The 12,929-nt window shown below is 47.8% G+C and carries 11 protein-coding genes; all 11 read left to right on the top strand.

What is annotated here, in order from left to right:
• Positions 1 to 10 precede the first annotated feature (10 nt).
• Positions 11 to 1,708 (top strand): asparagine synthase B, encoded by a 1,698-nt coding sequence (asnB, locus tag VYM24_RS17205; RefSeq protein ID WP_330940478.1) that lies wholly within the window; start codon positions 11 to 13, stop codon positions 1,706 to 1,708.
• Positions 1,709 to 2,211: 503 nt separating this feature from the next.
• On the top strand, positions 2,212 to 3,654 hold the full coding sequence (locus tag VYM24_RS17200; protein ID WP_227071044.1) for a polyamine ABC transporter ATP-binding protein: 1,443 nt from the start codon (positions 2,212 to 2,214) through the stop codon (positions 3,652 to 3,654).
• A 16-nt stretch (positions 3,655 to 3,670) separates the two neighbouring features.
• Positions 3,671 to 4,444, top strand: a complete 774-nt coding sequence (locus VYM24_RS17195; RefSeq protein ID WP_227071092.1) for an ABC transporter permease — start codon at positions 3,671 to 3,673, stop codon at positions 4,442 to 4,444.
• Positions 4,441 to 5,232, top strand: a complete 792-nt coding sequence (locus VYM24_RS17190) for an ABC transporter permease (protein ID WP_291551175.1) — start codon at positions 4,441 to 4,443, stop codon at positions 5,230 to 5,232. Before VYM24_RS17195 ends, VYM24_RS17190 begins: the two co-directional genes overlap by 4 nt.
• A gap of 25 nt (positions 5,233 to 5,257) precedes the next feature.
• The gene (locus VYM24_RS17185) at positions 5,258 to 6,580 is read left to right on the top strand and encodes an ABC transporter substrate-binding protein (RefSeq protein ID WP_291551174.1); all 1,323 of its coding nucleotides are present in this window, start codon (positions 5,258 to 5,260) and stop codon (positions 6,578 to 6,580) included.
• 109 nt (positions 6,581 to 6,689) lie between these two features.
• A complete protein-coding gene (locus tag VYM24_RS17180; RefSeq protein ID WP_330940477.1) occupies positions 6,690 to 7,460 on the top strand; it encodes a glycerophosphodiester phosphodiesterase family protein in 771 nt (256 codons plus the stop codon).
• A gap of 513 nt (positions 7,461 to 7,973) precedes the next feature.
• Positions 7,974 to 8,789, top strand: a complete 816-nt coding sequence (gene dapF / locus VYM24_RS17175) for a diaminopimelate epimerase (RefSeq protein ID WP_330940476.1) — start codon at positions 7,974 to 7,976, stop codon at positions 8,787 to 8,789.
• 98 nt (positions 8,790 to 8,887) lie between these two features.
• Positions 8,888 to 10,120 carry an LL-diaminopimelate aminotransferase gene (locus tag VYM24_RS17170; protein WP_227071049.1) on the top strand — a complete coding sequence of 411 codons (1,233 nt, stop codon included), beginning with the start codon at positions 8,888 to 8,890 and terminating at the stop codon, positions 10,118 to 10,120.
• Positions 10,121 to 10,202: 82 nt separating this feature from the next.
• Entirely contained in the window at positions 10,203 to 10,922 is a 720-nt protein-coding gene (locus VYM24_RS17165) for a TorF family putative porin (protein WP_330940475.1), read from the top strand.
• Between the two features lie 88 nt (positions 10,923 to 11,010).
• The gene (locus tag VYM24_RS17160; protein ID WP_007218641.1) at positions 11,011 to 11,367 is read left to right on the top strand and encodes a P-II family nitrogen regulator; all 357 of its coding nucleotides are present in this window, start codon (positions 11,011 to 11,013) and stop codon (positions 11,365 to 11,367) included.
• A gap of 105 nt (positions 11,368 to 11,472) precedes the next feature.
• On the top strand, positions 11,473 to 12,912 hold the full coding sequence (locus VYM24_RS17155; RefSeq protein ID WP_330940474.1) for an ammonium transporter: 1,440 nt from the start codon (positions 11,473 to 11,475) through the stop codon (positions 12,910 to 12,912).
• The last annotated feature ends 17 nt before the right edge of the window (positions 12,913 to 12,929 follow it).

Genomic DNA, 12,929 nt, shown 5'->3' with positions numbered 1-12,929 from the left:
ACTAAGTATTATGTGTGGAATCGTAGGTATCTTCAATATCAAATCTCAATCCCAGGAATTGAGAAATAAAGCGCTTCGAATGGCGCAGAAAATCCGTCATCGCGGACCAGACTGGAGTGGTATTTATGTAGGCGGCAGTGCCATCCTGGCTCACGAACGTCTTTCCATCGTCGATCCGGAAAGTGGCGGACAACCTTTGTACTCTCCGGATGGCAGGCAAATCCTTGCCGTCAACGGTGAGATCTATAATCATCGGGAAATCCGTTCCCGCTACGCCGGCAAGTATGCTTTCCGTACAGGATCGGACTGTGAAGTCATCCTCGCATTATATAAGGATAAAGGCATTCATTTCCTCGAAGAATTGAACGGTATTTTCGCCTTTGCCCTTTACGATGAAGAAGCAGACGACTATCTGATTGCCCGTGACCCTATCGGAGTAATCCCTCTTTATATCGGTCGTGACGACCAGGGACATATCTACGTCGGTAGCGAACTGAAAGCTCTCGAAGGTTTCTGTGATACCTACGAGCCTTTTCTGCCCGGACATTACTTCTGGGGACGTGAAGGTAAAATGCACCGTTGGTATCAGCGTCCCTGGACCGATTATGCCGCCGTCAAAGCCAATGACACCATCGCCCGCCGAGCTACCCAACCAGAAATCAACAGCGTAAAACTCTCCCTCGAAGCTGCCGTGCAACGCCAGTTAATGTCCGATGTTCCTTACGGTGTTCTGCTCAGTGGTGGCCTCGACTCTTCCGTCATCTCCGCCATTGCCAAGAAGTATGCCCGCAAGCGCATTGAAACCGACAACCAGAGCGAAGCCTGGTGGCCTCAACTCCACTCCTTCGCCGTCGGCCTGCACGGTGCACCGGACTTGATTAAAGCCCGTGAAGTAGCGGAATATATCGGTACTGTTCACCATGAAATCAATTATACCATTCAAGAAGGGCTTGATGCCTTGCGGGATGTCATCTACTTTATCGAGACATACGATGTTACCACTGTACGTGCTTCCACACCGATGTACCTGTTGGCACGTGTCATCAAGTCTATGGGCATCAAGATGGTGCTTAGCGGTGAAGGCGCCGACGAGGTTTTCGGTGGTTATCTCTACTTCCACAAAGCCCCCACACCACAGGCTTTCCACGAAGAGACGATCCGTAAGCTCTCCAAACTGCACCTGTACGACTGTCTGCGTGCCAACAAGAGCCTCGCTGCCTGGGGAGTGGAAGGTCGTGTTCCCTTCCTCGATAAAGAGTTCTTGGATGTGGCGATGAACCTCAGCCCTGCTGTTAAGATGTGTCCGGGCAAAGAAGTGGAGAAACGCATTGTGCGCGAAGCTTTTCAGGATATACTGCCTCAGAGTGTTGCCTGGCGACAAAAAGAGCAATTCTCCGATGGCGTCGGTTACAATTGGATCGATACATTGAAAGCTATTACTTCTGCCGCTGTCACTGACCATCAGATGGAACATGCTGCCGAACGATTTCCCATCAATCCGCCACAGAATAAGGAGGAATATTACTATCGTAGCATTTTCGAAGAACACTTCCCCAGTCAGTCGGCTGCCCGAAGCGTACCCAGTGTGCCGAGCGTGGCTTGCTCTACTGCTGAAGCACTCGCCTGGGATGCCACGTTGCAAGGAAAAAATGATCCGAGCGGACGGGCGGTGGCAGATGTGCACGAGGCAGCTGGGAACGTGGGCTGATAAAGCCTTAAGCTTCCTGTTATTCGTTTTTAAAGAATGTGCCCAACGTTTATTAAAAACGCCAAAAGGCTCTTTTAAGCCCAGATCCGATAAATATCAACAAGAAAGGCGATAACTTCCTATTGAAATTACCGCCTTTCTTATTGTTCGTCTGTTATTATCTTAGAAAACAAGTAGTATGAATTCTCTATTATCAACTACCCTGCAAAGATATGACATCTGAAAGACGAAGTCAAGTATTTAGGTTGGTTTTTCCGACTTTTATTTTTTCTTTTTTTATTCTTCTCATTTTGTATACCATAAATATAGCAAGCCAGCTCCGTAAATCAGCAGCGCTGACGTACCATAACCGAGGGAAGTACGGAAACTACAAGCCACATAATAATGCGAATTAGTAGTTGAATTTGATTTATTTTCCCAATTTATTCCCTACCTTTGTACCCGCTTTTTTAGAAAGGCAGAATTCGTTCTATTAGTTTTAGGTTAAACACTTAATAACGCTTATGCAAAAGTCTGACTGCATCATCGGTGTAGAGCACGTATCGAAATACTTCGGAGACAAAGCCGTACTGAATGATGTAAACCTCTCTGTCCGTAAGGGCGAATTTGTAACAATATTGGGCCCCTCCGGCTGCGGCAAGACTACTTTGTTGCGCCTGATAGCCGGTTTCCAGACCGCCTCGGAAGGTATCATCACCATCGCCGGAAAAGACATCACGCAAACACCGCCACACCAACGTCCGGTGAATACCGTCTTTCAGAAGTATGCCCTTTTCCCTCACCTCAACGTGTACAACAACATCGCTTTCGGACTGAAACTCAAAAAGATGCCCGAAGCCACCATTGGCAAGAAAGTGAAACAAGCCCTCCGCATGGTAGGTATGACGGACTACGAAGACCGTGACGTCGATTCCCTCTCCGGCGGACAGCAACAACGTGTTGCCATCGCCCGTGCCATCGTCAACGAACCCGAAGTGCTGTTACTGGACGAGCCCCTTGCCGCTCTCGACCTCAAAATGCGTAAAGATATGCAAATGGAGTTGAAAGAGATGCACCAGAAACTTGGAATCACCTTCGTCTACGTTACCCACGACCAGGAAGAAGCCCTTACTCTGAGCGACACCATCGTCGTGATGAGCGAAGGTCGTATCCAGCAGATAGGTACGCCAACAGACATCTACAACGAACCCATCAACTCTTTCGTTGCCGATTTTATCGGAGAAAGTAACATCCTGAACGGGCTCATGCTTCAGGACAAAGCCGTATCCTTTGCCGGACACGAATTTGAATGTGTCGACAAGGGCTTTGGCGAAAACACTCCCGTCGATGTAGTCATCCGTCCCGAAGACATCTATATATTCGAGCCTTCTGCCGCTGCCCAACTGACGGGTACTGTCACCTCCTGCATCTTCAAAGGCGTACATTACGAAATGATGGTACAGACTAACGAGGGCTACGAATTCATGGTGCAGGACTATCACAGTTTCGAGGCCGGACGGGAAGTCGGTCTGCTCGTGAAACCTTTCGACATCCACGTAATGAAGAAAGAACGCACCTGCAACACCTTCGAAGGCAAGCTCATAGACGCCACACACATCGAATTCCTCGGTTACACCTTCGAGTGCACCGAAGTGCAGGACATCGAACCGGGCAGTTCCGTCCTCGTAGAAATAGATTTCCGGAACGTCATCCTCGAAGATAACGAAGAAGACGGTCATCTGACGGGCGAAGTGAAATTCATCCTTTATAAAGGAAACCATTACCATCTCACCGTGTTTACCGATTGGGACGAGGATATCTTTGTAGACACCACTGACGTCTGGGACGACGGCGACCGTGTCGGCATCACCATCGCACCCGAAAATATACGAATTGTTGCACCGGCACAGACCACCGGTTCTATCCCTATTGTCGAATCTGCTAATAAGAAAGGAAGTGCTCAGTAATATATCCCGTTTCTTCATGCGCCGCCGGAACTGGACAGTTCCCTACGCATTGTTTCTCATCATCTTCGTTGTGATGCCTCTGTTGCTCATTGTGGTTTATGCCTTCACCGATGCTGAAGGCGCATTCACGTTTGCCAACTTCCGCAAATTCATGATGCATCCCGAATCTATCAACACATTCGTCTATTCCATCGGAATAGCTGTCATCACGACTCTGGCGTGCCTCCTGCTCGGTTATCCGGCTGCTTATATTCTCAGTCAGAAGCGCTTCAACACTTCCCAGACCATGGTTGTACTGTTCATCCTGCCTATGTGGGTGAACATCCTGATACGTACACTTGCCACAGTGGCATTGTTTGATTTCCTCAACCTGCCGCTGGGCGAAGGTGCTTTGGTATTCGGTATGGTCTATAACTTCCTGCCGTTCATGATATACCCTATCTACAATACGTTGCAAAAAATGGATGACAGTCTGATAGAAGCAGCCCAAGACCTGGGAGCTACGCCTGTACAGGTATTCGGTAAAGTGATCCTCCCCCTCTCGATGCCCGGCATCATGAGTGGTGTAGTGATGGTTTTCATGCCCACGGTTTCCACCTTTGCCATTGCCGAGTTGCTGACGATGAACAACATCAAACTGTTCGGTACCACCGTACAAGAGAATATATATAACGGAATGTGGAACTACGGCGCTGCCTTGTCGCTCATCATGCTGTTGCTGATTGGCGTCACCGCCCTCTTTACCAATGAGGACGACAGTGCACAAAATGAAAGCGGAGGTGTGATATGATAACACGTATTCTGGCGAAAGGCTATCTTTGGTTTCTGCTTGTCCTGCTCTATTCGCCCATCCTGATCATTATGATCTTCTCTTTCACTGAGGCCAAGGTACTGGGTAACTGGACAGGATTCTCCACCAAACTATACAGTTCACTATTTACAGGCGGCATGCACCACTCGCTGATGAATGCCATCTGGAACACATTCGCGATTGCTACGATTGCCGCCACAGCCTCTACCCTGCTTGGAAGCCTGGCAGCTATCGGCATCTTTAACTTGCGCTCCCGGGCACGCCAGGTGATGAATTTCACCAATGCTATTCCGATGATGAATGCGGATATCATTACGGGTGTATCCCTGTTCCTGCTGTTTGTCAGCTTTGGCATTTCACAGGGATTTACTACGGTAGTATTGGCACACATCACTTTCTGTACCCCTTATGTGGTGCTTAGTGTGATGCCCCGCCTGAAGAAAATGAATCAGAATGTATACGAAGCAGCCCTCGACCTCGGAGCTACTCCTTTTCAGGCGCTTCGTAAAGTCATCTTCCCGGAAATTCTGCCGGGAATGATCAGCGGTTTCATCCTCGCTTTCACGCTTTCCATTGATGACTTCGCAGTAACGATCTTCACCATAGGAAATGAAGGATTGGAAACGTTGTCGACATACATCTATGCGGACGCACGTAAGGGTGGATTGACTCCTGAACTGCGCCCACTGTCAACAATCATTTTTGTAACAGTGTTAGTATTGCTGATTGTGATTAACAAGAGAGCAGAACGTTCTAAGAAAGAATAACAATCACAAATTAACTCCATCAACAATGAAGAAATACATATCCCTCTTCCTCTGCATCCTTCTCCTCGCCTCCTGTACCGACTCAGGTGAGAAGCGCAGCCGTGTACTGAAAGTCTATAACTGGGCAGATTACATCGACGAAGAAGTCCTCGCTGAATTTCCTGCTTGGTACAAAGAGCAGACAGGCGAAGATATCCGCATCATCTACCAGGTATTCGATATCAACGAAATCATGCTCACCAAAATTGAGCGCGGACAGGAAGATTTCGACCTTGTATGCCCATCGGAATACATCATCGAACGAATGTTGAAGAAAGATCTCCTTCTCCCTATCAACCGCAATTTTGGGAAGACTCCGGACTATATCCCCAACATCTCACCGTATATTCAGAAAGAGTTGGAGAAGATCAGCCAGCCCGGTCACCACACCAATGATTACGTCGTTCCCTACATGTGGGGTACCGCTGGAATACTCTATAACAAGAAGTTCAAGACCTTTGAAGAAGTCAGCTCCTGGGGATGCCTTTGGGATGCCGTCAACCGTGGTAAGATTCTGATGAAAGACAGTTACCGCGATGCCTACGGCACTGCCATCATCTATGCCCATGCCCGGCAACTTGCCGACAGCACCATCACCGTGGAGCAACTGATGAACGACAATTCCCCTGAATCTATTGCCCTTGCAGAGCAATACCTGAAAGCCTTGAAACCCAACATTGCCGGATGGGAAGCCGACTTCGGCAAAGAGATGATGACGAAAAACAAAGCATGGCTCAACCTTACCTGGAGTGGCGACGCCGTCTGGGCCATTGATGAAGCGGAAGCCGTAGGCGTGGACCTGGACTATGTAGTTCCCCGTGAAGGCAGCAACATCTGGTACGATGGCTGGGCCATCCCCAAGTATGCCCGCAACGTAAAAGCTGCCAGCTACTTCATCAATTATCTTTGCCAGCCAGATATTGCTCTGCGCAATATGGATGCCATCGGCTACGTCAGTGCCGTAGCAACGCCCGAGATTATGGAGGCAAAGATCGATACTACTCTTGAACAGTTCTCCGACCTCAGTTATTTCTTCGGTCCCGGTGCAGACAGCGTTCAGATCAATCCGATACAATACCCTGACCGTAAAGTCGTGGAGCGTTGCGCCATGATCCGTGATTTCGGTGACCGCACAGAGCTTGTTCTCGAAATGTGGAGCCGCGTCAAAGGCGATAATCTGAATACGGGTATCGTGCTTCTCATCTTTGCAGTCTTCGGGATACTGTTTGTGTGGATTGTCTGGAAACGGATCAGCATTTACAAGCAGAAGAAACGTCACCACAGACGCAGACGTCGTATACGCAAGTAAATAGGAGGTAAAGGAACACCTTTATCTCCTGACTCCATTAATAACATAAATGAAACATCACTTTTCAGACATATTTTGTACCTTGCGGCAGAATTATAAATAAGGAACTATGAAACTGAAAAAACTTTTATTTGCCTCCGCTATGTCTCTTGCCGCATGCGGCATTCTGCAGGCCCAAAACACCCAAGTCATTGCCCACCGTGGTTTCTGGAAGACCGACGGCTCTGCCCAGAATAGTATTGCCGCCCTAGTGAAAGCTGACTCCATCCATTGCTACGGCTCCGAGTTCGATGTCTGGCTCACTGCCGACAATAAACTTATCGTAGATCATGACGGTGTATTCAAAGGTGTCCGCATGGAAACATCCACCGAGAAAGAATGTACCTCTATCATCCTCGATAACGGTGAGAACCTCCCTACCCTTCAGCAATATCTCGATAAGGCCAAAGGGTTGAAAACCCGCCTTATCCTGGAACTGAAAGGACACAAGACTCCCGAACGGGAAACGCTCGCCGTAAAGCAAATAGTGAAAATGATTAAGGAGATGGGACTGGAAGAACGTACCGAATACATCACTTTCTCACGCCATGCGACCAAAGAATTCATTCGCCTGGCTCCTAAAGGTACTCCCGTATATTATCTGGAAGGTGACCTCAATCCGCAGGAACTGAAAGACATGGGTTGTGCCGGTCCTGATTACCATTTCTCTGTCTTCAAAAAACATCCCGAATGGATCAAAGAATGTCACGACCTTGGCATGAAGGTTAACGCCTGGACAGTAAATGATGCCAAAGATATGGAACGACTCATCAGCCAGGGAGTGGATTTCATTACCACCAACGAACCAGTACTATTGCAGGAGATATTGAAAAAGAAGTAATGCAGATCGGTAGTTAAATTCATTACTATCCCAATCTATACCAATGCCACACTTTAACTCCCCCAATGCCACACCTCAACAATTCAAACGCCACACTTCGATGGCTCAAATGAATGGCATTGCGGAAGCTAAAGTGTGGCATTTGACTTGCAATAGTGTGGCATTATGCAAAAGATCATTTAGTCAGCAAAAAGAAGAAAACAATTTCATTCTGTCATATACAAATCTTCATTTTTACCTCATAAACTCCATTTTTCCACTTAAAACACGTATTTACGCCACTACCTACATGGAATGAATATACGGAAATAATTCCACAAATAACAATTTCTATAAATATGCACCCGCAAACTTTTAATTTGAAACTTGAATACCGTATATTTGCAGCGACTGAAAGAATAAATAAAAATAATAGAAATAAGATATGTATTCTACAAATAATTTAGCAAAACGTCGTACCTTTGCATCGTGATAAAACAAAAAGAAAGATCAACTCATCAAACAGAGTACAAAATGACAAGAACTGTAAAATTTACTAAGATGCACGGAGCAGGCAACGATTACATTTATGTAAACACCCTGAAATATCCCATCGAAAGCCCTGAAAAACTTTCGGTTGAATGGAGCGCCCCGCATACAGGAATTGGAAGCGACGGCCTGGTACTCATCGGCAGTTCGGACAAGGCAGATTTCAGTATGCGCATCTTCAATGCAGATGGTTCCGAAGCCAAAATGTGCGGCAACGCCAGTCGGTGCATCGGTAAATACTTATATGAATACGGCCTGACTTCCCAAACAGCCGTTACCCTCGACACCCTGTCGGGCATCAAAATACTAAAGCTCCATGTAGAAGACGGAAAAGTGAACACCGTAACCGTGGATATGGGACATCCCGCCGACATGAAAGAACAACCCATTAAAGCCAACGGACAGAAATTCATCGGAACCACCGTATCAATGGGAAATCCTCACCTGGTAATCTTTGTAGAAGATATTAAAGATATCAACCTCGAAAGCATCGGCCCGAAACTGGAAAATCATCCGTTGTTTCCCGACCGCATCAATGTAGAATTTGCCCAGGTGCTAGAGGATGGGAAAATCAGGATGAGAGTTTGGGAGAGAGGTTCGGGCATCACCCAGGCTTGCGGAACCGGAGCCTGCGCCACCGCAGTAGCTGCCGCACTGACCGGAAAATCCGGAAGAAAAACAGATATCATCATGGATGGAGGCTCACTTACCATCGAATGGGACGAAAAAACGGATCACGTATGGATGACCGGAGGAGCAGCCCGGGTGTTCGACGGAGAAGTAATTATGAACGATGAATGAAGAATGAAGAATTACCATGCGGCACAATAGCGCAGCCAATTCTTCAATCATCATTCTTCATTCTTCATTTATCAATACGCTTAAAACAACAAGAAAGTATGGCATTAGTAAACGAACATTTTTTGAAACTACCGGGAAGTTACTTATTTTCAGACATAGCTAAAAAGGTGAATACTTTCAGGATAACGCACCCTAAACAAGAGGTCATCCGCCTGGGTATCGGAGACGTTACCCGGCCACTGCCACCGGCTTGCATCGAGGCGATGCACAGGGCAGTGGATGAGATGACAAATGCCAGTACCTTCCACGGATACGGTCCCGAACAGGGATATGACTTTTTGATTGAAGCGATCATCAAACATGATTATGCTCCGAGAGGCATTCATTTTAGCCCTGCGGAAGTATTCGTAAACGATGGAGCCAAAAGCGATACAGGCAACATAGGCGATATCCTCCGCCACGACAACAGCGTGGGAGTGACAGACCCCATCTACCCGGTATATATAGACAGCAACGTAATGTGTGGCCGTGCCGGAGTATTGGAAGAAGACGGCAAATGGAGCAACGTGACCTACATGCCCTGCACCGCCGAAAACAACTTTGTTCCTGAGATACCGGACAAACGGATTGACATCGTCTACCTTTGCTACCCGAACAATCCGACGGGAACAACGCTGACCAAGTCGCAACTGAAAAAATGGGTGGACTACGCGCTTGCCAACGACACTCTGATTCTGTTCGATGCCGCTTATGAGGCGTTTATACAGGAAGAAGACGTTCCCCACTCCATTTACGAAATAAAAGGTGCCAAGAAATGTGCCATAGAGTTCCGCAGCTTCTCGAAGACAGCAGGATTCACCGGAGTCCGTTGCGGATACACCGTAGTTCCGAAAGAGCTGACAGCCGCCACCCTGACCGGTGAACGCATTCCGCTGAACCGTCTCTGGAACCGCCGTCAATGCACCAAATTCAATGGTACCAGCTACATCACCCAACGGGCTGCCGAAGCCATCTACACCCCGGCAGGCAAGCAGCAGATAAAGGAAAACATCGACTACTATATGAACAACGCCCGAACCATGAAAGAGGGTCTGGAAGCAGCCGGACTGAAAGTGTACGGCGGCGTGAATGCTCCCTACATCTGGCTGAAAGCACCGAATGGCATCGGTTCCTGGCGTTTCTTCGAACAGATGTTATACGAAGCCAATGTAGTAGGAACGCCCGGCGTAGGTTTCGGCCCCAGCGGAGAAGGCTACATCCGCCTGACCGCCTTCGGAAATCACGAGGATTGTGTGGAAGCGATGAAGAGAATCAGGAAATGGCTGGTATGAAAAAGATAACAACTAAAATAAAACTATAGTTTCACCGGACTGATCATCCGCAATTTGTCTAAACTTAAAAGGTAAAATAGGTATGAAAATAAAAAGTGTAAAATTCAGAATGATAGCCATCGCGCTATTATCAGCAACAATGCCTTTCACGGCAAAGGCACAGGATAAAGTGGAAGCCTCAGTCGGTGCAGATTTTGTAAGCAACTACATCTGGCGTGGGACAGACTGCGGTGGTGTAAGTATCCAGCCCAGCATGGGAGTCAGCTACAAGGGCTTGTCACTGGCAGCTTGGGGTTCGGTAGGCATCGACAAGGAAGATGCCAGGGAAATCGACCTCACACTGGGTTACAATACAGGTGGTTTCAGCGTATCCGTTACAGATTACTGGTTCTCCTACCACAAAGAGGATGGCGGATATACAGGAGATTATTTCAAGTATGGCGCACACAGCACGGTACACATCTTCGAAGCCACTCTGGGATATGATTTCGGTCCGCTGGCACTGAGTTGGAACACTTACTTTGCCGGAGATGATTATACGAAGGAAAACGGTGACAGAGCTTATTCCACGTATGTAGGCATCAGCGCTCCCTTCAAACTCGGCGGCCTGGACTGGTCGGCAGAAGTCGGTCTTACCCCATGGGAAGGTGCGTATGCCAATAAATTTAACGTAACCAACCTCACACTGAAAGCAGAAAAAGAAATCAAATTCACAAATTCTTTTTCGCTGCCCACCTTTGCACAAGTGACGTTCAATCCACACACGCAGGGTGCATACTTCGTATTCGGAGTTAGTTTTTAAAGAAGGATAAACGGGTATCAGGTATTTACAGATGCGCCGAATGGCAAATCGTAAATCGTAAATTGTCTAATCGTAAATATATTAAGGTATGAAAAAGATTGAAGCAATTATCCGCAAGACAAAATTCGAGGATGTAAAGGACGCATTGCTCGAAGCGGACATCGAATGGTTCTCCTACTACGACGTCCGGGGAATAGGAAAATCCCGTCAGGCACGTATCTACCGCGGTGTAATGTACGACACCAGTACCATTGAGCGTATCCTGGTCTCTATCGTAGTACGCGACAAGAATGCCGAAAAGACCGTGCAGGCCATCATCAAGTCCGCACAAACCGGAGAAATCGGCGACGGGCGTATCTTCATCATCCCCATAGAAGACGCTATCCGCATCCGCACCGCCGAACGTGGCGACATCGCCCTCTATAATGCTGAACAGGAAAGATAGTCCAGGCAGCACCAAACCGCAACTGTTAAGAGCATCCTTCAGAGAGCTGTAAGAGCTACTTAACAAAACAAAGAATACAAGTACAACTAAAAGCAAAAAGATTTTATGGATAAATATAGTAAACGCAGCATTGCCAGGCTGTGGATAGCTGTTGCTGTCCTTATGGCACTCTGCACAACAACAGAAACTTTTGCACAAACTTCCGCAACAACGGATAGTATATCAGCTACAACAACCGCTGTTATAGCTACATTAGAAGAGACTACTGTAGAATCATCAGCCCCTGACACTGTAGGAGAATTAGTAAACGGACTCAACACTGTATGGATGTTACTCGCCGCTATGCTGGTATTTTTCATGCAACCGGGCTTTGCACTGGTAGAAGCCGGTTTCACCCGGGTCAAGAACACTGCCAACATCCTGATGAAGAACTTCGTAGACTTCATGTTCGGTTCCCTACTCTATTGGTTCATCGGTTTCGGACTGATGTTCGGCGTAGGTGGTTTCGTGGGAATGCCCCACTTCTTCAACCTCTCGTTCTATGATGGAGGAGGATTGCCAACAGAAGGCTTTCTGGTATTCCAAACTGTATTCTGTGCCACAGCAGCTACTATCGTATCAGGAGCCATGGCCGAACGTACCAAATTCTCCATGTATTTGGTTTACACCATCTTCATCAGCGTACTGATCTATCCGATTTCCGGTCACTGGACCTGGGGCGGCGGCTGGTTGATGAACGGCGAAGAAGGTTCGTTCATGATGAATCTGTTCGGCACCACGTTTCACGACTTTGCAGGTTCCACCATTGTTCACTCTGTCGGTGGCTGGATTGCGCTGGTAGGTGCAGCCATCCTTGGTCCACGCATCGGCAAATACGGTAAAGATGGCAAGTCCAGAGCTATTCCGGGACACAACCTCACCATAGCGGCGTTAGGTGTATTCATTTTATGGTTCGGCTGGTTCGGATTTAATCCCGGTTCACAGTTGGCAGCAGCCTCTACGGACGATGCGATGGCTATCTCGCACGTCTTCCTCACCACGAATCTTGCAGCTTGTGCCGGAGGTTTCTTCGCACTGGTGGTCAGTTGGTTGAAATACAGCAAACCATCTTTATCCTTGACTCTGAATGGTATCCTGGCAGGTTTGGTAGGTATCACGGCAGGCTGTGATATGGTTTCTCCGCTGGGTGCCGTCATCATCGGTACAATCTGTGGTATCCTGATGATATTCTCGGTAGAGTTCATCGATAAAGTGCTGAAGATTGACGATCCCGTTGGTGCAAGTTCCGTACACGGTGTCTGCGGTTTCACAGGTACCATTCTCACAGGTTTCTTGTCTACCAGTGAAGGACTCTTTTATGGTGCAAGCTGGGGATTCCTCGGAGCACAAGTATTTGGCGCCCTCGTAGTAGGTGCATGGGCAGCCGGCATGGGATTTCTCATCTTCAAAGGACTCGATAGGATACACGGTCTCCGCGTTTCAAAACGTGTTGAAGAAGAAGGGCTCGACATCTACGAGCATGGTGAATCAGCGTACGGCGCATAAATCATTATCCCGGGCGG

The organism is Bacteroides sp. MSB163, assembly GCF_036416795.1.
GTDB classification, from domain to species: domain Bacteria; phylum Bacteroidota; class Bacteroidia; order Bacteroidales; family Bacteroidaceae; genus Bacteroides; species Bacteroides maternus.
Note: the sequence above shows the minus strand (reverse complement) of the source record. Positions and strands in the feature narration are given on the sequence as shown.

Bases quoted from the DNA above. Each gene is read 5' to 3' on its own strand.
- asnB (WP_330940478.1), top strand. From the start codon at position 11: ATGTGTGGAATCGTAGGTATCTTCAATATCAAATCTCAATCCCAGGAA.
- VYM24_RS17200 (WP_227071044.1), top strand. From the start codon at position 2,212: ATGCAAAAGTCTGACTGCATCATCGGTGTAGAGCACGTATCGAAATAC.
- VYM24_RS17195 (WP_227071092.1), top strand. From the start codon at position 3,671: ATGCGCCGCCGGAACTGGACAGTTCCCTACGCATTGTTTCTCATCATC.
- VYM24_RS17190 (WP_291551175.1), top strand. From the start codon at position 4,441: ATGATAACACGTATTCTGGCGAAAGGCTATCTTTGGTTTCTGCTTGTC.
- VYM24_RS17185 (WP_291551174.1), top strand. From the start codon at position 5,258: ATGAAGAAATACATATCCCTCTTCCTCTGCATCCTTCTCCTCGCCTCC.
- VYM24_RS17180 (WP_330940477.1), top strand. From the start codon at position 6,690: ATGAAACTGAAAAAACTTTTATTTGCCTCCGCTATGTCTCTTGCCGCA.
- dapF (WP_330940476.1), top strand. From the start codon at position 7,974: ATGACAAGAACTGTAAAATTTACTAAGATGCACGGAGCAGGCAACGAT.
- VYM24_RS17170 (WP_227071049.1), top strand. From the start codon at position 8,888: ATGGCATTAGTAAACGAACATTTTTTGAAACTACCGGGAAGTTACTTA.
- VYM24_RS17165 (WP_330940475.1), top strand. From the start codon at position 10,203: ATGAAAATAAAAAGTGTAAAATTCAGAATGATAGCCATCGCGCTATTA.
- VYM24_RS17160 (WP_007218641.1), top strand. From the start codon at position 11,011: ATGAAAAAGATTGAAGCAATTATCCGCAAGACAAAATTCGAGGATGTA.
- VYM24_RS17155 (WP_330940474.1), top strand. From the start codon at position 11,473: ATGGATAAATATAGTAAACGCAGCATTGCCAGGCTGTGGATAGCTGTT.